Origin of the sequence: Vibrio sp. 1CM24A (assembly GCF_023161725.1) — a bacterium.
Classification (GTDB): Bacteria; Pseudomonadota; Gammaproteobacteria; order Enterobacterales; family Vibrionaceae; genus Vibrio; species Vibrio coralliirubri.
In genome coordinates, this window is the sequence record NZ_JALNTS010000001.1 from 432,125 (window position 1) to 453,342 (window position 21,218).

At 42.9% G+C, this 21,218-nt stretch carries 19 protein-coding genes; 9 read left to right on the forward strand and 10 right to left on the reverse strand.

Annotated elements, in window-relative coordinates:
* Window positions 1-31: 31 nt before the first annotated feature.
* Window positions 32-775 carry a TetR/AcrR family transcriptional regulator gene (locus tag MSG38_RS01865; protein ID WP_248400847.1) on the forward strand — a complete coding sequence of 248 codons (744 nt, stop codon included), beginning with the start codon at window positions 32-34 and terminating at the stop codon, window positions 773-775.
* 115 nt (window positions 776-890) lie between these two features.
* Here the strand turns inward: MSG38_RS01865 and MSG38_RS01870 are convergent, their stop codons facing one another.
* The 3 genes from MSG38_RS01870 to MSG38_RS23960 form a co-directional block, all read right to left on the reverse strand.
* Window positions 891-2,162 carry a DEAD/DEAH box helicase gene (locus MSG38_RS01870; RefSeq protein ID WP_248400848.1) on the reverse strand — a complete coding sequence of 424 codons (1,272 nt, stop codon included), beginning with the start codon at window positions 2,160-2,162 and terminating at the stop codon, window positions 891-893.
* Window positions 2,163-2,219: 57 nt separating this feature from the next.
* Window positions 2,220-2,831: an ACP phosphodiesterase gene (locus tag MSG38_RS01875; RefSeq protein WP_248400849.1), complete on the reverse strand. Its 612-nt coding sequence runs from the start codon at window positions 2,829-2,831 to the stop codon at window positions 2,220-2,222.
* A 205-nt stretch (window positions 2,832-3,036) separates the two neighbouring features.
* Window positions 3,037-3,165 carry a hypothetical protein gene (locus MSG38_RS23960; RefSeq protein WP_017059831.1) on the reverse strand — a complete coding sequence of 43 codons (129 nt, stop codon included), beginning with the start codon at window positions 3,163-3,165 and terminating at the stop codon, window positions 3,037-3,039.
* A gap of 447 nt (window positions 3,166-3,612) precedes the next feature.
* Here MSG38_RS23960 and MSG38_RS01880 point away from each other — a divergent pair, with 447 nt between their 5' ends.
* Complete coding sequence (locus tag MSG38_RS01880; RefSeq protein WP_248400850.1) at window positions 3,613-4,836, forward strand: aromatic amino acid transport family protein; 1,224 nt, start codon at window positions 3,613-3,615, stop codon at window positions 4,834-4,836.
* Between the two features lie 148 nt (window positions 4,837-4,984).
* Window positions 4,985-6,409: a methyl-accepting chemotaxis protein gene (locus MSG38_RS01885; RefSeq protein WP_248400851.1), complete on the forward strand. Its 1,425-nt coding sequence runs from the start codon at window positions 4,985-4,987 to the stop codon at window positions 6,407-6,409.
* Between the two features lie 407 nt (window positions 6,410-6,816).
* Here the strand turns inward: MSG38_RS01885 and MSG38_RS01890 are convergent, their stop codons facing one another.
* The 3 genes from MSG38_RS01890 to MSG38_RS01900 all read right to left on the reverse strand — a co-directional run bounded on the left by MSG38_RS01890 (window position 6,817) and on the right by MSG38_RS01900 (window position 10,211).
* Window positions 6,817-7,542, reverse strand: a complete 726-nt coding sequence (locus tag MSG38_RS01890; RefSeq protein ID WP_048612527.1) for an HAD-IA family hydrolase — start codon at window positions 7,540-7,542, stop codon at window positions 6,817-6,819.
* Between the two features lie 305 nt (window positions 7,543-7,847).
* Complete coding sequence (locus MSG38_RS01895) at window positions 7,848-9,656, reverse strand: HD domain-containing phosphohydrolase (RefSeq protein ID WP_248400852.1); 1,809 nt, start codon at window positions 9,654-9,656, stop codon at window positions 7,848-7,850.
* Window positions 9,657-9,716: 60 nt separating this feature from the next.
* On the reverse strand, window positions 9,717-10,211 hold the full coding sequence (locus MSG38_RS01900; protein ID WP_248400853.1) for a hypothetical protein: 495 nt from the start codon (window positions 10,209-10,211) through the stop codon (window positions 9,717-9,719).
* 248 nt (window positions 10,212-10,459) lie between these two features.
* On the opposite strand from MSG38_RS01900, the gene MSG38_RS01905 reads away from it, so the two are divergent.
* The 4 genes from MSG38_RS01905 (at window position 10,460) to MSG38_RS01920 (ending at window position 16,554) form a co-directional block, all read left to right on the forward strand.
* Window positions 10,460-10,936, forward strand: coding sequence for a CreA family protein (locus MSG38_RS01905; protein WP_017059837.1), 477 nt, complete (start codon window positions 10,460-10,462; stop codon window positions 10,934-10,936).
* Between the two features lie 128 nt (window positions 10,937-11,064).
* Entirely contained in the window at window positions 11,065-12,369 is a 1,305-nt protein-coding gene (locus MSG38_RS01910) for an inosine/guanosine kinase (RefSeq protein ID WP_086967973.1), read from the forward strand.
* Between the two features lie 294 nt (window positions 12,370-12,663).
* Complete coding sequence (locus MSG38_RS01915; RefSeq protein WP_248400854.1) at window positions 12,664-14,412, forward strand: formate--tetrahydrofolate ligase; 1,749 nt, start codon at window positions 12,664-12,666, stop codon at window positions 14,410-14,412.
* 237 nt (window positions 14,413-14,649) lie between these two features.
* A complete protein-coding gene (locus tag MSG38_RS01920) occupies window positions 14,650-16,554 on the forward strand; it encodes a diguanylate cyclase (RefSeq protein WP_248400855.1) in 1,905 nt (634 codons plus the stop codon).
* Window positions 16,555-16,590: 36 nt separating this feature from the next.
* On the opposite strand, the gene MSG38_RS01925 is transcribed toward MSG38_RS01920, so the two are convergent.
* Window positions 16,591-17,196 (reverse strand): beta-phosphoglucomutase family hydrolase, encoded by a 606-nt coding sequence (locus MSG38_RS01925; protein WP_248401081.1) that lies wholly within the window; start codon window positions 17,194-17,196, stop codon window positions 16,591-16,593.
* Window positions 17,197-17,283: 87 nt separating this feature from the next.
* Between MSG38_RS01925 and arfB the strand changes: the two genes are divergently transcribed.
* Window positions 17,284-17,694 (forward strand): alternative ribosome rescue aminoacyl-tRNA hydrolase ArfB, encoded by a 411-nt coding sequence (arfB, locus tag MSG38_RS01930; protein ID WP_050620793.1) that lies wholly within the window; start codon window positions 17,284-17,286, stop codon window positions 17,692-17,694.
* Window positions 17,695-17,901: 207 nt separating this feature from the next.
* On the opposite strand, the gene MSG38_RS01935 is transcribed toward arfB, so the two are convergent.
* Both MSG38_RS01935 and MSG38_RS01940 read right to left on the reverse strand, forming a co-directional pair.
* Window positions 17,902-18,543, reverse strand: a complete 642-nt coding sequence (locus MSG38_RS01935) for an outer membrane beta-barrel protein (RefSeq protein ID WP_248400856.1) — start codon at window positions 18,541-18,543, stop codon at window positions 17,902-17,904.
* A gap of 417 nt (window positions 18,544-18,960) precedes the next feature.
* On the reverse strand, window positions 18,961-19,278 hold the full coding sequence (locus MSG38_RS01940) for a helix-turn-helix transcriptional regulator (protein ID WP_248400857.1): 318 nt from the start codon (window positions 19,276-19,278) through the stop codon (window positions 18,961-18,963).
* A 201-nt stretch (window positions 19,279-19,479) separates the two neighbouring features.
* Here MSG38_RS01940 and MSG38_RS01945 point away from each other — a divergent pair, with 201 nt between their 5' ends.
* Window positions 19,480-19,806 (forward strand): hypothetical protein, encoded by a 327-nt coding sequence (locus MSG38_RS01945; RefSeq protein WP_086969399.1) that lies wholly within the window; start codon window positions 19,480-19,482, stop codon window positions 19,804-19,806.
* A 101-nt stretch (window positions 19,807-19,907) separates the two neighbouring features.
* Here MSG38_RS01945 and MSG38_RS01950 read toward each other — a convergent pair whose 3' ends face one another.
* Complete coding sequence (locus MSG38_RS01950; RefSeq protein WP_086967965.1) at window positions 19,908-20,969, reverse strand: trypsin-like serine protease; 1,062 nt, start codon at window positions 20,967-20,969, stop codon at window positions 19,908-19,910.
* Between the last annotated feature and the right edge of the window lie 249 nt (window positions 20,970-21,218).

A 21,218-nucleotide genomic window follows, 5' to 3' on the forward strand; every position in this document is an offset into this window, starting at 1 on the left:
GTAGAATGTGGTAATCAGGTAATTATGTGAAATGAAGATGACCGAAAAGAAGCAAGGTAGAAGAAGTGCAAAAGACGCCGAAGAGACGCGTTTTTTGATCATGAGCGTTGCCGCAGACATGTTCTGTGACTTTGGCTACGATCGTGTATCACTGCGAAACATCAGTGAAAAGGCAGGCGTATCACATAGCCTTATCCGCCATCACTTTGGTAGCAAAGAAAAGATTTGGCATGCGATAAGTGATTGTTTGCACGATTATTTTCAGTCTTACATCAGTAAGATTATGGAAGAGCTGCCAAAAGATGTTGCGCCAAATATCGCTATCTACCTGTTTAGCATGCGTCTGTTCACCAACATGATTCACTCACGTAGGCCAATGCAGCTTATTTCTGACTCTGTTCGCCAAGAAGACAACCTTGTCGATTACTTCATCGACAATGTCGGCGATGTTGAAAAAGAGATTAACGGCCTTGCCTCTGAGTACAATGCAGCTAACCCAGACAAAATGATCAACATTTATGAAGTTAAATGGCAAATGATCATGTACGCAAACGGCGCTGTATGCCTCACTCCCTTTATGGAAAGCACTTGGAATGAAGGCGATATGGTTACCTCACCGGAAGATGCCCTACTTAAGCATTGGCAGCTTTTCAACACGCAGATGGTCAGCAAGTTCAATATTGATGAAGAGTGGGTTCTAAACCCAACCTCGATTGAAGAGCTGATTTACGAAGTACCATGTGAATGGAAGTGTAACCAGGAACATAAAGCTTAATCGGCTTCATACCTATTAAGAGCTTATAAGATACAAAAACGCGCCGTTACAGAAGTCACTGTAACGGCGCGTTTTTATATGTATAGATCTTTAAACTGGAGCTTTGTCCAGCTTGTTAACGACGGGCTTTACCGCGATTTTGATGAATCTTAAGCTTTGCTTTCATCTTACGTTTTTCTGATGAACGGCTCTTGCTGCGACCACCACGATCGGGTGCTAGATCTTTTTCTAGGCTTGGTTCAAAGCCCTCTAGCCACTCTTGAGGCAAGCGCGTATCAAGTAATCGCTCAATATCACCCAGTAGGTAAGCTTCTTCCTGACTCATCAGAGAGATCGCTAAACCGCTGTTGCCCGCACGACCAGTTCGTCCGATACGGTGAACGTAATCTTCTGCTTTGAATGGCATGTCATAGTTCACAACTTGTTCTAGCTGCTGAATATCGATACCACGGGCTGCCACGTCGGTTGCGATCAACGCGCGAACTTTACCTGACTTGAAATCGTCTAGAGCTTTTTGACGCGCACCTTGGCTCTTATCGCCATTGATTGATGCCGCTTTAATGCCGTCTAACTTAAGCTCTTTAACGAGAGCATCAGTACCCTGCTTAGTCTTAGTGAACACCAACACTTGTTGCCAGTTTTTTGAACCAATCAAATACGCTAATAGCTCACTTTTACGTGACTTATCTACCGGGTAAACCATCTGTGTTACGGTTTCAGCAGTGCTGTTTTTTGGCGTAACTTGGATTTCACTTGGCTTTTGCATCATACGGTGTGCAATCGCTTTGATTTTGTTATCAAACGTTGCAGAGAAGAACAGGGTTTGACGCACTTCGTTCATGCGAGAAAGAATACGCTTGATGTCAGGCATGAAACCCATATCTAACATACGGTCAGCTTCATCCAGTACCAGTACTTCCGTTTGGCTCAACATGATGTTTCTAGTGAACATGTGATCAATAAGGCGACCAGGCGTCGCGACAAGAATATCTGCGCCACCGCGTAGGTTATCAGTTTGAACCTTCATGCTAACGCCGCCGTAAGCCACCACGACTTTAATGTCGGTGCCCTTTGCGTAGCTAGTTAAGTTATCGAAAACCTGTTGTGCCAATTCACGAGTTGGTACTAACACAAGCGCACGAACGAGCTTAGGGTTCGGAATAACGTTGTCTTTTGTCTCGATTAATCTTTGAATAATCGGTAAACCAAACGCGGCCGTTTTACCTGTACCCGTTTGAGCACCAGCCAGTACATCTTTGCCTTCTAATACCAATGGAATCGCTTGTTCTTGAACACTGGTAGGAGCCGTAAAATTAAGCTCTGATAGCGTGGCAAGAAGATGCTCAGATAATCCTAGTTGGTTAAAAGATTTTGTAGATTCAGACATAGTATGATGCTCAAAGATTAAATAGGCGCGGATTGTAGCAAACCTGCATTACGCTGTTTACCCTTCCTTTTGATTTTTCTTCATTTGAAGCGCATTAAACTGCTTCGCTTCTTCTAAAACGTTGGGATAAAGCTTATTAAAGTGACACTGCAACGTATCGTAGTGACGTTCGAGGTCATCGTAACATGCCTCGAGCATACCGAGCTTGGGCCTTCTCATCGCCATTCGCTGCAATACCACCTCTATAGACGACATGTCTTGATAGCTCTCTAACCATCGATGCTCAGCCATTTTCTGATGAACCATAACGAAATTTTCTGGCCAGTGCGGCTCTTGATGTTCAAAGATCTGCTCATGGCTATCTAAACAAAAACGCTCTAATGTCTGCTGTGAAAACTGAGCCCAATGATTAGCTAAGCAGTGGTCCCAAAATACATCGAGTGCGATAGGCGCAAAGCGTCGTGTTTGGTCTGAGAAAAGTGATTTTGCAGAACGAGATACATCATGACGATCAGTGTAGCTATCAACAAATCGATGAAGCCTAATGCCGTCAGAAAGGGAATCAGAATAGTATTTATTAGGGTCGCCTTTAACAAAATCACCTAACAGGTTACCTGCTAAGTTGCTGTTACAGTGCTTGGCGATGTGGAGGTGTGCGAGAAAGTTCATTGAACCTCATTAAAGTATCGAGAACTAAGTAACATGGTAAACGTACTCGTTTATCTTCGCGAACTTTAATGAGGATAGTTTTGGTATGACGTGTGAGCGAATAAGATTTGCTCAGTTTAGAATTGTTTGCTTTGAGAAGCTTTAGCTAAGAAAACTTTTAGCTTTAAAACGTTTCAGTTGAAACTGAATTAACGATTTTAAAAGCTTAGTTCGAAGACTTGAAAAGCTCTTCAGCTAACTGTTTCACTGTCTGTTCATAGTCAGACAAATCAATGCCAATTTCCATAGCATCTAACAACTCTAGACTTTCGTCATTATAAGATTGGTCACTCATTGTGCCCCCTCTATTCCTTGATGTGGACATGATGTCCTATTAACTAGTGCACCATCTTGGACTTATATTATGTCACTTTGATGAACGCACTCTACTCTACCCATTCCATATTCATAGCTTAAAGCTACTCGCGATCATTAACGCTTTTTTACGCTAAAGGGGTATACGCGAACGACATATGTACTGCCACCTTACACCAAGTACAACAAATTACTCTATAAATTTTGAAGCCGATCATGGTCAAACGTTTGCTTTGGTCATTTCAATGCTGCTAGGCCCTCTTGGTGTAAATATTAATTTACAGTGGATATTTTTAATTACAATATGCATTGCATTTGGAATTAAACTCAATCAGAATACTTCAAAATCGAGATATTCTTTGGGTTTATTCGCTTAAGCTAGAAGAATTACAATGAAAACACACCCTAACGTAAAGAATTATATACAATGAATAAATCAAAGGTTTTTGGTAGTACTTTGATCATTGCAGGCACAACCATTGGTGCTGGCATGCTCGCTCTTCCACTTGCTTCTGCAGGTATTGGCTTTTCAACTTCACTTTTCTTGATGCTGGGTTTATGGGCGTTAATGGCCTTTACGGCACTATTAATGGTAGAGCTTCACCAATTCGCAGAATCTGACGCTACCCTACACACGTTAGCTCATACCATTTTAGGGACAAAAGGAAAGTGGATTGCGAGCTTCGCGGTAATGTTTCTTTTCTACGCTCTGTGTGCGGCATACATAGCTGGCGGCGGTGCGCAATTTAACCAACGAATTTCGGATATCGCGGGTATCGAACTCAATGCTCAAATCACCACGCTTCTATTTACCCTATTAGTTGCCGGCGTTGTGACGATTGGTACACACAGTGTTGATAAAGTTAACCGCGTTTTATTTGGCTTGAAGCTTATCGCGATGGTGTTGGTACTTAGCTTCCTAGCGCCAAACATTACCTCTCAATACTTAATGAGCATGCCTTTACAACAAGGCCTGATTGTGGCGGCGATTCCGGTTGTGTTTACCTCTTTTGGTTTCCACGGCAGCATCCCATCAATTGTTCGATACCTAGATGGTGACGTTCGTTCTTTACGTAAGGTAATGATTATTGGCTCGGCACTGCCTCTGGTTATCTACGTTTTCTGGCAAAGTGTTACTTTGGGTGTGATTAGCCAAGAGCAATTATTGTCTGATACAAGTTTAGGCGCGCTATTAGTCTCACTATCGCAAACTGTTCATCAATCCAACCTAAGCGTGATCGTCGGTGTGTTCGCGGACCTTGCACTGCTGACATCTTTTATTGGTGTGAGCTTAGGCTTATTTGAATTCATGGGCGACTCACTGAGCAAGAAACTTGGTAACGCGAAACGTGTTAAGACAGCCGCTATCACCTTTTTGCCGCCACTGGGTTTTGCCTTATTTTACCCACAAGGCTTCATCATGGCTTTAGGCTACGCAGCCATTGCACTTTCAGTGCTCGCGATTCTGTTACCAACAGTGATGGTCTACAAGGTTCGTTACACTGATTTCTCTGTCAAACCTCAATCTGCAGAAGCCAGTTACCAAGTGTTAGGCGGTAGCAAAGCGTTGTTTTTAGCAGGTAGCATTGGCGTATTTATCATTGCCATTCAAGTTCTTATTTCAGTCGGCTTACTGCCTTCTTTGGGTTAATAAACCTATACAGAACTAATTTACTCGATACAGATCTCATAAATAACATGTCACTATCATTAATTTTCACAATTAGTCGATTGAAGTCACATTTTTATTGAGGTCGGTTATTTAGAGTCCACGGTAAAGGATTTACCGTGGAGTTTTTATGAAAGAAGTACAATTTCGAACGATAGACAAACTGTTTATCAAGATGTCGATCAACGACAAGTTTTGGGTCATTTTCTTAATCTTTTTTGCCGCTTTGGTAAGCCTGGCTGGACTGAACTACGCCAACAAAATGGAACACATTGACGTAACTGCAAAACAGCAGGTCGAGTATCAACTGCAAGGCATTTTATCAGCATCAGATTCCCCTGCTTCTGTTCGCTCTGTTAGCCAGCAAACTCGCGCTCAACAAACCACTATTTCAAACAATGGTTCGGTGACTGCCACTGCACTCGCACAAGATGGCAACTACTACTCACTTACCGTTTCAACTAACGATATACAGAATCAAAAGCAGCAAGCACTGTACACTTTATTACTGAGCTTTTTGTGGTGTGTGCCTTTTGGTCTTTTCTGTTACTGGGTAGCGACTTTCCTAGGCGGCGCACTTTGGGTTCTTTACTCAACGACTCAAAAGATTGGTGATGGTGACTTAACATCACGCCTTGGCTTCCACCCTGGCCGTGATGAGTTCGGCACGATTGGTTGTGCGCTTGACCGTTCAATGGACACGCTTAGTGAGTTAGTCAACAACGTAAACCACAGTGCAGCAACGCTAAGTGAAACGTCGGCTTCTTTCGAAACAGAGATGAAGCGCAGCGAAACACAAATCATGAGCCAAAACGCCTCTCTAGACTCTGTAGCGACAGCAATGGATCAGATGACAGCTTCGGCAAATGAAGTCTCTAACATCTCTGCACGCTCAACTGAACAAACTGAACAAGACGCGCAGCAAATCAACGATAGCCACGCGAAGGTTCAACAGGCAATCTCGGAAATCACCACCCTTTCTTCTTTGATTGAGCAAACCTCATCTTCTGTTACTAGCTTGAATGTGAATACAAGCCAAATTAACGAAGTCATCACGACGATCAACGCTATTTCAGAGCAAACTAACTTACTTGCTTTGAATGCCGCTATTGAAGCCGCTCGTGCGGGCGAACAAGGCCGAGGTTTCGCTGTCGTTGCTGATGAAGTAAGAACATTAGCAAGCCGTACTCAGTCGGCTACGGTAGAAATCCAAGCGATGATTGAGCGCTTACAGCAAGAGAGCCAAAATATCGCGAAGATCACCGAACAGACGGTTGATCAAGCGCAAACCAGTAGCCAACTGATTTCGGACATTGGTCACGATGTAAACTCGATTGCAGATTCAGCTCAAGCACTGATGGACATGAGTATCCAAATCGCAACATCAGCAGACGAGCAAAGTAACGTTGCCAATACGATTGCAGCAGAACTTAACGATATTCGAAGCCAATCCGACGTGATTAAAGACGTCGCTCAGAATTCTTCAAATGGCGTATCTAGGCTAACAGAAGCGTCGGTTTCTCTGTCTCAGACGTTGGCACGCTACCGCACTTAAGGCTCAACTGGCGAACTAGCGGCGTGAATTGAAAATAAACTAATGAGGACTCGTAATGGGTCCTTTTTTTTGGCTGTTGTTTAATAACATTACAAGAGACATGGTCAATAACGATGACATTATCAATTACCATGAAGCAAGTCGCAAAGGAGAGATTAAGAAGTGTCAGAACTGTCTAATATTCGAGCTTAGGAGTAATCTAATTGAACGGGTCTTTTTTCGCTTACCCTCTTGCTGCAGGTGACACATAATGAATAAAACAGAAACACCAAACACCGACGACATTACATGCCCTTTATGCCAACACGACGAGTATCTGCTTTCAGAAAGTGGAGAGAAGTTTACTTGTGCATCTTGCGGTTTCCATACCAAACAATTTAGTAAGGTAGTCAGCCTCCAACTAAGCTCTACCCCACCAAAGCTGCAGAATTCGATATACCACCATTTGAGCAGTGCTTGCCATTAATCCAAACTGAAATTTCTTCTAAACTGTAGATATCCTGAGCCGCGAGTTCTGCTGAGTCGGCTTCGGGATCTACGATTGCTTCATCAATACTCGGGCGTAATCGAAACGATTGGATACCCGCGCGAACACCAGCCTCAATCCCTTTCAACGTATCATCCACGTAGATGCACTCATTCGGTAGAAAGCCCATGTTCATGGCCGTGTACATGATTAGATCAGGCTCTGGCTTCCAACTATTAGCATCAAAAGCCGAGAACACTTTGCCTTTGAAGTCGTCAAGCATGCCTGTCATCGCCAATGAAGATTCAACTCTAGATTTCGGTGCATTGGAAGCGATACAAAACTCGATATCTTGTTGTTTTAGGAATTCAATAAGTTCGATAGCACCGTCCATCGGTTTTAAATGACGCTGGAACAGTGCTTCTAATTCAGTGCGATATAATGGTTCAAGTGTATCAATCGAGATAGATAGCCCAAGACGTTCTTGTGTATCCATTAAGATGTCGGCTAGCTTCCCGCCTTGGAAATGCGCATAGCAGTCGTTGACGTTTAGCTCCGCTCCAAAGCCAGTGAAAACGTTCACCAAAGCTTGGCAGCACAGCTTTTCACTATCGATAAGTGTTCCGTCACAATCGAAAATCACACATTTAGTCTGTTCTAACCGCATAGGTATCTCACTTAGATTGAATCCAAGTTTTATCCTATAGTGTTCTTTCAATGGGCGAGATGATTGAGGTAACAGTTTGCGGATACAGGCTTATTTCTCTTCGCGAAATATGGAGTTGATCACTTTATCGCTCGACATAAGCAACAGTTTTCATCAAATTAACACAGATTCTACGAAACCAAATACTTCGAGGTTTACATAAGTGACTCAATTTCAGTGGAAAATATAAATCACAAGTTCCTAGTCGGCTTGGGGCGAATTGATAAAGAAGCCAAGACGTATAGGCAACTCAAAGAGAGCGACGGTTAGCTAACAACCGACTCTTCTAATACCTTTGCTTCAATAGTAGGTGCAGACGCATATTCTATAGTTCCAGTATCGGGATACGAATCTCGGATAGCGACAAACTCGGGTAAGTGTTTCAGTAGCAATTTAGTAAGCTGAGGATCAAACTGGTAACCACACTCTCGCTCGAACAAATCGACCACCATATCTAACGGCCACGGTTCTTTGTAGCAACGTGCACTAAGCAGCGCATCAAACACATCGGCTACGGCAGTGATACGAGCAAACAGGTGTATTTCATCACCTACTTTGCCATTAGGGTATCCTGCTCCATCCCAACGCTCGTGATGTTCGTTAGCAATGATTGCTGCGAGGTTGGTAATATCACCGGATCCGCTCTTCAATAAGTTATAGCCAGCCGTAGTGTGAAGTTTCATAACTTCCCACTCTTGGGAGGTTAATTTCCCAGGTTTATCCAAGATCGATTCAGGGACAGAGATCTTACCCACATCGTGCATTGGGCTGATGATCTCAATCATCTCGACTTCGCGATGGCTCAAGCCACGATACTTAGCAAGCAGTGCAGATAACTTGGCAACACGCTTAACGTGATTGCCTGTTTCGCCAGAGCGGGTTTCAATTGCTTCACCGAGAACATGAATCATATCCTTTTGGATATTCAAGGTCTGTTTCTGAAGCTTTAAGATTCGTTTGTTCTTATTGGCCAACTCTTTCTTTTGGCGCAGAGTGACAAATTGCATCAAGATGATCAGGCTCAAACCCGCAATCACCATCGACAGCCCTAATAACAACTGGAAGTTTTTACGAATAAAGGATGAAGGCTCATTAATGAAAACCGCTTCGTCAGGTAACGCGCTTGCGCTAATCCCGTATCGCTTCATTGCGGGGTAATTAAATACAAAACGCTTGTTGTCTCCTGGAGTTAGCTGTGTCGTAAAACCAAGAGGAAGATATTTATCCAATGCATCGACAGCCTCTTCACCCATGCTTTGTGAGTGATTAACGTAGCCACCGAGTACATCACCCGAAATATAGAACTGCCACAAAGCAAACACCGGAGCGGCACTCGCTTTTGACAAGGTATCCGCAATCTCTTGGTAAGTGTGGTAAACCCCTTGCTTTAACTCGGTGTTGTAATGACTGAGCAATACCGCATCGTCCGCAGAGATCCCTTCCAAAAACTGGCTCGTATGCTCTAGCGACAAGTCGCGAATTTCTACGAGATTGATATTTGGGAACTCAGCCATCATTCTGTTCATTTCTTTATGAATCAATTCAGACGTGACACTGTAATCATTTACAAAATAGAGGTTCTTTAGATTAGGTCTTAATTTGGCGATCAACTTAATGTTAACGTCTATCTGATCGTTTTCATAAAGCACGGTTGCTCGGTCAGACACCGCGTACATGTCGGTGCTGAAATCATTGATGCCGGCTGCAACGACAGGTGTTGAGCGATCAATCAAATTAGGCAGAGATTCAAGAAAATTGGCCGCGTTATCGTCCGTCGCGATTACGCCATCAAACTTATAACCTGCATATTTCGCACGTAAGTAATTCGCGAGAGAGTCGTAGTACTCTGGGCTGTGGACACGCTTTGAATCCAAATACTCTATTGAGAGTTTAACTTCGGTTTGAGACTGGTTGAACGCACTGTCTATCCCTTTTTGGAAGTCAGCAGTCCATTGATAAGAAGGTTCGTATGAGTGTAAAACTAGGATGCGTTTTATATCCCAGTCGTTAGCAAAGCTGAGTGAAGAATAAGCGCTAACACACAATACAGCGATTGATATCAATAGCTTGTACATACAATACCCTTTAAATAAGACGGGGTATTGTACTTAGATTAACGCTTTGTCAAAGAATCTTTAGTTCTCGATCCACACTTTATCGCAAGAAGCATGATCTTGTGCCCAAAAACCGTGTAACTGCTTAGCAAAGTTGTTGATACTTTGACCATTTCCAGCAACGACATCCGAGATCAATAAGGAGCCATCCGCTTCTGTGACGATAGCGCTCGCCACAACTTCACCATTTTGAGTACCAATATATAAGACATGATCGTCAGAAAGCATAATTTGGCTCAAGAATTCAAGCATGTGTGCCCTTTCCGTTTCATCTTGGTAAACGCTTGCTTGGTTAAGTGAAAAAAGCACGGTCAATTTATGGAAATCGACTTTATGCAGTTCATCAATTTGGGAAGGAGTTTGATCTTGTGCTAGGAGTTGGTATGTCTTGGATGTGAGTTTGCTTTGATAAAGTTCACGGCCGAGGAGGCTCTCTTTTGCGGGGTAAGCAATATCGAGCTGACTAAACAGCCATTGGTTTTTCTTGTGTGCAATTTCAGGTATTTCGTTATTCATTCTTTTAGTACCTACGGTTAGTATCCCCAAATATCGCAGTTATTTGGAAGACATACGGTCGGCTGAGGTGCCGAGCTACAAGCGGAGAGCATACAGAGCATGACCAAGGCCAACAAGTACTTTAAATGCTTCATATTTTTCATTATCCAACAACATCCTTTAAGAACTTAACGAAAAGCTCTACACTCGTATTCAAGCTTTCAATATCCTTATAGTAAACAGAACTATATAAATAAAAAGGACTTCTTATGAAAAAAGCCTTAATAGCAGCAGGTATCGTGACAATGTTAGCTGGCTGTTCGGACAACGAGGTTGGCGACGTCTCATTGGGTTTCTTCACAATGAAGGATATCAAGATGTCTTCATTAGATGACGATAAGATCGCAGGTGTTACCTGTCATATCGCATCAATCGAAGCAAACCTTAGCCTTTCTGATCCAAGTGATAGCTCTATCTCTTGTCGTCAAACAGGTGAAATTACGCCAGAAATGATTGCTCAAATTGACAAGAGTAAGTCTGGCGAAGTGGTATTCAAGCAATCGAAAAGTATCTTCTTTAAAACAATGAAGGTTCGTCGTATCTACGATGCAGAGAATCAATCGCTGCTTTATTTGTCTTACACCACCAAAGAAACGGAAGGCAGTTTCAAACATAGCCTTTCAACTGTTCCGCTTTGGGGTACAGAGGCTTACGTAGATCCAGCAACACTTGTTCCTGCTGAATAGCCTTAAGCACAAGTAAGCCTAATCACCTGTACAGACTTTGTGCAGGTGATTCAAAATGTAATAAAAATGAAAGAAACAGAAACAAAATGTGATATCATGCGGCAAAATTTTTTCACTGTATTTTTCATATGAAGTTTCCTGGACAGCGTAAATCTAAGCACTACTTTCCAACTCACGCACGTGATCCGTTGGTCAACCAAATTCAACAAACGCCTAAGCTTCACCGCGCAACGATTGTCGGTGTTGGCCAAACGATTGTTGATATCGAAGCCCGTGTTGACAACGAGTTCCTAGAAAAATACGATCTGAGTAAAGGTCACTCACTGGTATTGGAAGAAAGTAAAGCAGATGCGCTGTATGAAGAGTTAGTTGAGCGCGGTTTGATCACGCATCAATACCCAGGCGATACTATCGGCAACACACTGCACAACTATTCCGTACTTGCAGACAGCAAATCTGTCCTGCTTGGCGTAATGTCTAAGAAGATTGAAGTTGGCTCATTTGGTTATCGTTACCTTTGCCGCACTTCTTCTCGTATGAATCTAAACCACCTTCAAACTGTTGATGGTCCAATTGGTCGTTGTTACACGCTGATTTCTGAAGATGGCGAACGTACGTTTGCAATCAACGAAGGCCATATGAACCAACTTCTTCCAGAGAGCATTCCTGAAAAAGTGTTCGAGAAAGCTTCTGCATTGGTTGTGTCGTCATACCTAATGCGTGGCAAACCTGAAGATCCGATGCCAAAAGCGGTACAAAAAGCGATTGAATACGCGAAAGCCCACAATGTGCCTGTTGTACTAACACTTGGTACTAAGTATGTGATCGAAGGTAACGCTGAATGGTGGCAAGAATACCTGAAAGAAAACGTAACCATCGTCGCGATGAACGAAGATGAAGGTGAAGCGCTAACGGGTGAAAAAGATCCTCTATTGGCTGCTAACAAGGCACTTGAGTGGGTTGACCTAGTTCTATGTACTGCTGGCCCTATTGGTCTATACATGGCAGGTTACACTGACGAACCAGCGAAACGCGAAACCACATTGCCATTATTACCGGGTAACATCCCTGAATTCAATAAATACGAATTCAGCCGCGCGATGCGCAAGCAAGACTGTAAAGACCCAGTAAAAGTGTACTCTCACATTGGCCCTTACCTAGGCGGCCCACTTGAGATTAAGAACACCAATGGCGCTGGCGATGGTGCACTTTCAGCACTACTTCACGACATGGCAGCAAACAGCTACCACCACGTGAATGTACCAAACTCAGAGAAACACGAGCACGCTTGTCTAACTTACTCTTCACTGTCTCAAATTTGTAAGTACGCAAACCGTGTGAGCTACGAAGTGTTGACTCAGCACTCTCCTCGCCTTTCTCGTGCACTACCTGAGCGCGAAGATAGCTTAGAAGAAACATACTGGGATCGTTAATCGACCATATTAGGCAGTTAACTCTTAGAGGTTAACGCCACGTTAGATTACCCATTCCTTGAAGGGCTGCTATATGCAGCCCTTTTTGTATTCAACGCCAATATAACTGCAGCTGACGGTAATCAGAACGAATATTTTGCTCGTTTAAGATTTGATCTCGCGCAATGACTCTTTAGATCTGTTATCTTCCAGCACATAATTCGTGTGGTTTGCCTTTACTTGGCAAATTTATACAGTACTATCGCCACGCAAACGTTTACGTACCACCTTTCGGTTCTGATATAAGGATCAAATATGTTGTCTGATATTGATATTTGTCGCTCTACTCCCCTTAAAAACATCAGTGAGGTTGCCAAGCAAGTTGGCCTGCACCACAACGAACATCAGCCATTAGGGCAATTCAAATCTAAAGTGTCTCTCACATCACTTGAACGCCTCGCCAACCAACAAGATGGTAAATTAGTCGTAGTCACGGCGATCACACCTACACCTCTTGGTGAAGGTAAAACCGTCACTACTATCGGATTAGCACAAGGCCTCGCAAAGATTAACCTGTCGGCTATGGCCTGCATTCGCCAGCCTTCAATGGGTCCGGTATTTGGCGTAAAAGGCGGCGCTGCGGGTGGTGGTTACTCTCAAGTTGCCCCTATGGAACAATTAAACCTGCATCTGACGGGCGATATTCATGCTGTTACGGCCGCTCACAACCTCGCCTCTGCCGCCATTGATGCACGTTTGTATCATGAACAGCGTGAAGGGTTAGAAGCCTTTGAAACGCGCTCAGGCTTAAAAGCACTGAATATAGACCCAAGCAGAATCGTTTGGCGACGTGTACTTGACCATAATGATCGCGCATTACGCATGATCACGGTTGGCAAGAACGAAGCAGACAAAACGATTAATGGCTTTGAACGCGAAGATGGATTTGATATCTCAGCCGCTTCAGAGCTAATGGCCATTCTTGCTCTAGCTGATGACCTTCAAGATTTGAGAAAACGCATCGGACGAGTGGTACTTGCTTACAACAAACAAGGCTTGCCGTTAACCGCAGATGACTTCAACGTTGCAGGCGCAATGACCGTAACCATGAAGGATTCTATTGAACCAACATTGATGCAAACCCTTGAAGGCGTTCCGACCCTAATTCACGCCGGGCCTTTCGCGAACATTGCACATGGTAACTCTTCAATTATTGCCGATAAGATAGCGTTAAAACTGAGTGACTTTGTTGTGACCGAAGGCGGTTTCGGGTCAGACATGGGCTTTGAGAAAGCGTGCAACATAAAAGCGAAAGCGTCAAACAAAAAGCCCGATTGCGCTGTGGTTGTTGCAACATTACGTGGATTAAAGGCCAACTCTGGTTTATACGATTTGAGACCGGGCACTCCATTACCAGATTCTATTTTTAATGATGACCAAGACGCACTAATTGCAGGCTTTGAGAACCTTAAATGGCACATCAATAACGTTAAGCAATACCAAGTGCCTACAGTAGTTGCGATTAACCGATTCCCACAAGACTCAGCTCAAGAGCTCGATGCTTTGAAACAGATGATCACCGACTTCGATCCAAGCGTTAGCGTTGAAGTAAGTGAAGCATTTGGTCAAGGTGGCGAAGGGGCGACTCAACTGGCTCACGCTGTAGTAAAAGCTTGCCAAAAACAGAGTGAATTTAAGCCTTTGTATCACTCAGAGCAAAGCCTAGAAGAAAAGCTAATGGCAGTCGCTGAAGTTGGTTATGGCGCGGCAAGTATTTCGCTATCTCCACTGGCTAAAAAACAACTGGCTGAATTCAAACTGCATGGCTATAGCGACCTATCGGTTTGTTTGGCAAAAACACCACTATCGATCTCGACAGAAGCACACGTAAAAGGTGCACCCACCCAATTTGACGTGCCTGTTAGAGAACTAAAACTGTGTGCTGGTGCTGGCTTTATTTACGCGTTGTGCGGCAATGTGATGACCATGCCAGGCTTGCCTGACAAACCGGCGTTCATGTCGTTAGATATTGATAGTAATGGAAATATCGTCGGCCTAAGCTAGATGCTCTTAGCTAGATAAATGGCAATTAATCGCGATTAATTTGGCTCAATTTTCAGACCGGTGTTCTATATTGAGCAATCATTCCCTTACGAAGTGATTGCTCAACAATCAAGCTTAAGTGCAAAAAGTTGCACTAAAATCGTAGTTATATGCGAATCTTGTCTTAACTTCTGGGTCAAGATCACATTAAAAACCTTATAAAATATATAGTATTGCGCTGATTCTTTGAGGACAGTGATGAATACAAGTATAAAAAAACTAGTCAGCCAATTTCTATGTACCATCTTTGCCCTAGGACTAGTCCCTGCCCTCTACATAAACTCTGAATTTGACAGGGTTGAAGCTCAGCACACGCTAAATATCAAACAGTCCAGTCAGAACCAGATCGAATACAGCTTTCATGAGCTCGCTGTTATTGTTGAGCAAATATCTAACTCTGTTCCTTCTATCGCTGACTCTCAAACACTACTCCGAGCGATTCAAGAACCTTCTATTATCCATAAAGAAACCCTGCAAGATCTTTGGGTGATGTTAGCTCGTGGCCAAAAATACTATTCTCAGCTTCGTTATCTCGATCTAGCTGGAAACGAAGTGTTCCGCGTTAACTACAAAGACGGTAAAGCAACTGTCGTCCCAGAGAACCAACTGCAAAACAAATCCTCTCGAGATTACTACAAGATGCTACAGAAGTTAGAGATTGGCGATGTCAGCTCTAGAGGCATTGACTTAGAAATGGAAAATGGAGAAATCATCCACCCATTAACGCCGGCGCTTCGCATTATGACGCCAGTCGCTGAAGGGAATCGAATTATTGGTTACTTCATTGCAAATCTAAACATGCTTGAGATTTACAAGCGTCTTCATTACCAAATCGGAGACTCAGCTGCAGTCCCGGTCATTCTAAACAAAACAGGCCATGTCATCATGGGCCCCGACCCGGCTGAATCATTTGGACATGTTCTAGAGTCACGTTCAGACAAGACATACGCAAAGCTATATCCGGCGCTTTGGAAAGACATTCAAAACAACTCTTCGTCTAGCTATTTCGATGGTAAGAACTGGTATTTCCACTCTGACATCAGCCCAAAGATAAAGCAGTTTGAAGGCCCTATTTACATGGTTCTTCACATTGAAAATCAGCAGTTCAGCAGTCAATACCGACAAGAAAAACAAGCGATTGTCGTTCAGATCATCACCTTATCTTTCTTGATTTCGATGATCTCCGCTGGCTTCGTATTGTGGAACAGCAACCACAAGAAGAACAGTATCGAGAGCCAACTTGCTAAGGCCGTGATGAATGGTATGTCTGCCTTGGTGATTACCGACAGAAACAACCGAATCATCAAGGTAAACCAAGAGTTCACCCGTGTGAGTGGCTACGAGTTAGAAGACGTAAAAGGCCGCCAACCGTCCATGTTTGCTTCTGGTCGCTACAACGAAGAGTTCTACATCAAGATGTGGAGCATCATCAAAGAGAAAGGCATGTGGGAAGGCGAAGTGGTTAATCGTCGTAAAGACGGATCTTTGATCACGGAAATACTACGAATCCAAACCATCAAAGATTCGAAAGACGTGATTCAGTTTTATGTCGCTTCATTTGTGGATATCAGTAAACACAAAGAGCTAGAAAACAAACTGAGAAACCTGAGCGAAAAAGATGCCTTAGCTGGGTGTTGGAACCGCCGTAAGTTCGATCTTGAACTGCGAGATGAGTGCTCTCGTGTGAATCGTTACCCTACTCGCGAACAGTCTTGCTTAGCGATCTTGGACATAGACCACTTTAAACGCATCAACGACAGATTTGGTCACGATTATGGTGATCGCGTTATTCAAACCGTTGCTCAGGTGCTACAACGTGAATGTCGAGAAACTGATTTTGTCGCTCGTATTGGTGGTGAAGAATTTGGCGTTATTCTGCCTCACACCACAACTGAAGAAGCCGAATATGTTCTCAACAGACTGAGAATTGCTGTCAGCCTTGAACTCGATAACGTAGTCACTGTGAGTGGCGGCATTACCAACATCACCAATGATCCAGCGCTGAACTACAAGTGCGCTGATCTAGCGTTATACGAAGCTAAAGCAGCAGGTAGAAACAATGTATGCTTATTCTTAGACAAAGAAATGAGTGAAATAGCCTAACAATAGATAGTACAAGCACTCTTGTTAGGCACTCGATCAGCTTGGCACGGGAAAGAACTCTAACTTGTTCCCTTCTACCACCAGAATACAATCCATGTTCGCAGCATGAGCAGCCTGCTTACCTAGGTTAGTATCTTCAAACACAACGCACTGCTTTGGCTGCAAACCCATACCAAAACACGCATCCAAGAAAGTATCCGGATTTGGTTTGTGATTCTTCACATCTGTTGCTGTCACTAGGATATCGAGCTTACTCAAGATATCTGTCTTATTCAGTAACTGTTCGGCACTTTTACGTTGACTGCCCGTTCCGACTCCAATCTTCTTATTACCCAGATGCTCTAACAACAGAGAGTGAGTACAAGGGATAACGTCTCCTTTGTCTTCAATAGCCGCAAACGACGCCATCTTAAACGTAGAGACCGCTTGTGGGTCGAGCGATAAACCGTATTTGCTGTTCACCTCACCGGCTATCTTATAACTCGGCATGCCACCCAAGCTATGCAGCCAAGACGCTTCAAAATGAAAGCCGAACTCTTCAGCCGTTTGCTGCCAAGCCTTTACATGTGCAGGCATTGTATCGATCAACGTACCGTCCATATCAAAGATTAATCCTTCATATGCCGTTAAATCTATTTTCATCACTACTACCACTCTTTAATAAAGTTACTGATACCATAACCAATATTCAGTATCATGGCGCCATATTACCGTTCAAAATGGATGTTTATGTTACAAATATCTAACTCTGTTTCGATTCAAGACTGGGAACTCCAGTTAACAGCGATCAGAGCACAAGGAGCCGGCGGTCAGAACGTCAATAAAGTATCGAGCGCGATACATTTACGTTTTGATATCAAGCACTCTACCCTACCTGACTTCTATAAAGAAAAGCTTCTCGCACACAAAGATAGCCGCATCACTAAAGATGGCGTGATTATCATTAAGGCGCAGCAGTATAGAACGCAGGAACAAAACCGAGATGACGCTTTAGTGCGTTTGAAAGAACTTATCTTGGAAGCAACAAAAGTTCAAAAAGTGAGACGAGCGACTAGACCTACACGCAACTCCCAAAAGCGAAGAGTCGATGCCAAGAAACGAAAAGCTCAGACTAAATCCTTAAGAGGTAAAGTTCAGTAGTTTGTTTCTTTTCGCTATTGATTTATATGCCTACCAAAAAGGCGAAGAGTTCTGGAAGCTAGATATCTCTAAATGACATTTCGGTCTTATTTAGTTAGCTTTTCACTAAAGTAAGCTTAAACCTAAAACTCAATTCTTGAAATTGCCTAAACAACAAGGCAGCTAGGCGTATCCCCCAGCTACCTTAAATAGATTTCGAAAGTTCAATTAGAACTTGTAGCCAACAGTTAGGCGAGTTTGAACCTCGTTGTCTAGACTGTTATCAGCATCGTATTTAAGCGCATTAACGTCTGCGTAGATGCCGTTGTTAAATGTAGTACGAACACCAACACCAGCAAAACCTGCTGTATCACCAGCAGTACTGCTATCGCTCTCTGTTTCTCCAATAGCGCCATCAGGAGATAAGCCGTAATCAATTTCACTAATATCAGTACTGTTAACAGCTACACCGAATTCAGCATAAGGCTTTACATCTAGATACTGAGTTTGGAAAGTGTAACCAATATCCGTAGATAGTGTCATCGTTGTTGATTCATAGTCGTTGTTATCAACGTAAGTGGTTCCATCAGGGGTTACTTTATTGCTGGTAGATTCAGCCGTACCTTTACTTATTGAAGCTTTGACACCAACGATCTTGTTAATATCATAACCAGCTTCGATGACAAAAGACTGACCAGCCTCAGAATCAAAACTTTTAACATCACCATCTTCTTGTGTAGTTGTACCGTTCTGTGTAGAAGTTAGAGAGTTAAGGCCTACACCAGCCCCCAAGCGCCAGCCTGAATCTTCAGCCATTGCTAAGCCAGATGTCAGACCAAGAGTAAGAACGATCAAAGTTATCTTTTTCATAGTAAGTTGCCTTAAGTTGTAATTTACGAATTTAAGCAACATCCCTGCGCTTCAGTATTTGTAGGTTATCAACCACTATGAAATGAGCACAAATGATATAGTTCTATAACAGTAATGCGTCATACACATATCATAAATAAGCTATTGTTTAATCTTTACTTGTTGAATCTTAATTCTCCACCTTCCTTTATTTACACAACCAAAACCATTGCACGACCCTTTTATCAAAAACTAAAAAGCCCCATAGGCAAACACCTTGGGGCTTAAAATCTCATTAAGTAGTAATACGTTTCCCATAACTCTCTATGAAATAGCACTACCAAACAGCTGCGTGGAAGAGTGAACTGATTGTTTCATGTCCCCCAGTGAGCGCATCACCCATGAAACAACCGTTCTAACTCTGTTATCAGAAACAGACTACTTCTGTTTTTTGACCGATAAGATCAGTTTAATCAACAACATTCTCTCTTCGCTGGTCAGTAAGCGACTGACCGCTGCTACATCTTCTGCAGTCGCTTGCGATGCACCCACAATATCAAGCACGACATCCAAATCAGTCACTTTCAGAGTTCTTGTGATCGAACGGTACTGAGACATTTTGATGTCCGCTTCTCCGCGCTCAATACGTTGGTAAGTCTTTAAGCTCATTCCTGCACTTGAGGCCAGCTTTCCTTGCGACAAATTAGCTTGCTTTCTGCGCTCAATCAGCGCCATGACTATGGGCTCTTGTGACATTAGCTTTTCCTCATTAGACAGTTATGACCTAATTTCAGCAAGAAGCAGACCATATTGACTTGTGATGGTTTACATAAGCCATCAAAGGCATATTATCCAATTATTAAAAAACGTTACGTATCATAAACTTTCACGCTTTGATTGGTCGTGGGCGTAAAGGCTAGAAAACTTGAAGACTCAAGTGTTGGGAAATTAAGAAAATTGCATATTGCGAATAAGAAAAACGTCAAATTGGAAATTGCGAATCACTATACATTGGCATTTCCTTGCATTAGTAACGCATTAGAATCAGACAATCCCCGCCCAGAAATTATTGCAATACAACATAAGCTACTCACTTACAAAGAGGTGTTGCTACACGGGAGCATGTTGGAAGGTAAGGAATTAAAGCAGGCTTTTTCTGCATTGAACGAAAATGAAAAAGGTGTAGCGCAAGGTGGGACTAAAAGCATCAATGCTGCGATAAAAGAGATGGATGAGATTCTAGAAAGATACAGCCGTAAAGCGGTTGTAGAACTAAGCAGCTAAGTACCTAAGCGGGTAAATGACTAAACAGATAAACCTGCAGAAATAAAAAAGTCGACGCTATCGTTAGATAAAGCGTCGACTTGTTCTAACATTTTGAAGTTCTAACGTTTAACTGCTTTTCTAACACTAGCAATCAACATCAGCATACCTAGCAAACCAAATGAAACACTACCTCCGCTGCTGCCAGAACCAGATGAAGTTCGCGCATTCACATAAGCTGTTCGCTTAGCGTCAGTAGAAACAAATTTAGCGGTTTCAGTTCCAGCAATTACGCTATCAATCCAGACTTTATAGTCAAGGATTTCAGTAAATACAGATGTCACCGTAGAGTTTCCACCACATGTGTCTGGCCCAAAGCTAGTGATACCAACCTGTCTATAGTCAGTACCATCTTTCCAATAGACTGGACCACCAGAGTCACCTTGACAAGTACCATTAAAGAGCCCGCTAAATGGGCTGTAATCACCGTTAAAACATATTTGGTTATCAGTTAATGCAGAACCATCAATAAAAGCAGTTGCACAAGTCGCATTGTCTACATAATTAAGAGATGCTTTTTGCAATAAGGTCGTACTGTCAAAACCTGAACGTGTATCGCCATGGCCAACAGCAACGAAGTCATTAACACCAATTCGATAATCATCGTTTGAAGGACGCTTAACAACATCATTGATTGAGTCGACATTCAGTGCGCTTTCTAACTTAAGTATAGCAACGTCATTGCGTAATAGGTCGCTCAACGCATTTGAATAATCACTGCGATAGTAAACTTCGGATACACGTGCTTTTTGAATGTTACCGTTAGGAAATTGAGACGAATCTTCAAGTTGAGGGACAACAGTAGTAAACAATTGACCTTCTTCGTTACCGTAAATACAGTGCGCTGCGGTTAGAATGTGGGTCTGGTCTAAAATGGTTGCGCCGCAATAAGGGCCTGTTGAGTAAACACCGTCATAATCAATACGATCAATGAATAAGCTCGCCATCGAAGGAAACTCAGCTACTGTGGCGTCGCTGCCATTCACAATATAAGGTGTTACACCCACATCAGGAGTACTTTCGTCCGTGTTTTCCGTTGCCATAACACTTGATGTGTAAATCAATGGCGCTAAAAGCCCTAAAACGGCTTTACGAACCGGACTCATTGTATGGTTTACGTTCATAGTTAACTCCTTGTAACCCCTACTACTTATTTACAAAAATGATGAATCGTCACCATAACACGTCACAACCGTGATTATAGTAAGTATTTGTAACGATATCGCCACATATCTCATTTTATAAACGAATTTTAAGTAACCGTTGTTAGTGGGTAACGCTAAACCTAATACGATCACAAAAACATACGCTACCAAAAACAAAAAAGCCTACCGTTAGGCTTCCCAATAAAGAGAACCAAACAATAGGCTTTC

What these genes read in the sequence shown, in the direction of transcription:
- MSG38_RS01880 (WP_248400850.1), top strand. Translation starts at nt 3,613, where the DNA reads ATGAATAAATCAAAGGTTTTTGGTAGTACTTTGATCATTGCAGGCACA.
- MSG38_RS01875 (WP_248400849.1), bottom strand. Translation starts at nt 2,831, where the DNA reads ATGAACTTTCTCGCACACCTCCACATCGCCAAGCACTGTAACAGCAAC.
- MSG38_RS01865 (WP_248400847.1), top strand. Translation starts at nt 32, where the DNA reads ATGAAGATGACCGAAAAGAAGCAAGGTAGAAGAAGTGCAAAAGACGCC.
- MSG38_RS01950 (WP_086967965.1), bottom strand. Translation starts at nt 20,969, where the DNA reads ATGAACGTAAACCATACAATGAGTCCGGTTCGTAAAGCCGTTTTAGGG.
- MSG38_RS01940 (WP_248400857.1), bottom strand. Translation starts at nt 19,278, where the DNA reads ATGTCACAAGAGCCCATAGTCATGGCGCTGATTGAGCGCAGAAAGCAA.
- MSG38_RS01925 (WP_248401081.1), bottom strand. Translation starts at nt 17,196, where the DNA reads ATGAAAATAGATTTAACGGCATATGAAGGATTAATCTTTGATATGGAC.
- MSG38_RS01895 (WP_248400852.1), bottom strand. Translation starts at nt 9,656, where the DNA reads ATGTACAAGCTATTGATATCAATCGCTGTATTGTGTGTTAGCGCTTAT.
- MSG38_RS01910 (WP_086967973.1), top strand. Translation starts at nt 11,065, where the DNA reads ATGAAGTTTCCTGGACAGCGTAAATCTAAGCACTACTTTCCAACTCAC.
- arfB (WP_050620793.1), top strand. Translation starts at nt 17,284, where the DNA reads ATGTTACAAATATCTAACTCTGTTTCGATTCAAGACTGGGAACTCCAG.
- MSG38_RS01915 (WP_248400854.1), top strand. Translation starts at nt 12,664, where the DNA reads ATGTTGTCTGATATTGATATTTGTCGCTCTACTCCCCTTAAAAACATC.
- MSG38_RS01870 (WP_248400848.1), bottom strand. Translation starts at nt 2,162, where the DNA reads ATGTCTGAATCTACAAAATCTTTTAACCAACTAGGATTATCTGAGCAT.
- MSG38_RS01900 (WP_248400853.1), bottom strand. Translation starts at nt 10,211, where the DNA reads ATGAATAACGAAATACCTGAAATTGCACACAAGAAAAACCAATGGCTG.
- MSG38_RS23960 (WP_017059831.1), bottom strand. Translation starts at nt 3,165, where the DNA reads ATGAGTGACCAATCTTATAATGACGAAAGTCTAGAGTTGTTAGATGCT.
- MSG38_RS01885 (WP_248400851.1), top strand. Translation starts at nt 4,985, where the DNA reads ATGAAAGAAGTACAATTTCGAACGATAGACAAACTGTTTATCAAGATG.
- MSG38_RS01905 (WP_017059837.1), top strand. Translation starts at nt 10,460, where the DNA reads ATGAAAAAAGCCTTAATAGCAGCAGGTATCGTGACAATGTTAGCTGGC.
- MSG38_RS01920 (WP_248400855.1), top strand. Translation starts at nt 14,650, where the DNA reads ATGAATACAAGTATAAAAAAACTAGTCAGCCAATTTCTATGTACCATC.
- MSG38_RS01890 (WP_048612527.1), bottom strand. Translation starts at nt 7,542, where the DNA reads ATGCGGTTAGAACAGACTAAATGTGTGATTTTCGATTGTGACGGAACA.
- MSG38_RS01935 (WP_248400856.1), bottom strand. Translation starts at nt 18,543, where the DNA reads ATGAAAAAGATAACTTTGATCGTTCTTACTCTTGGTCTGACATCTGGC.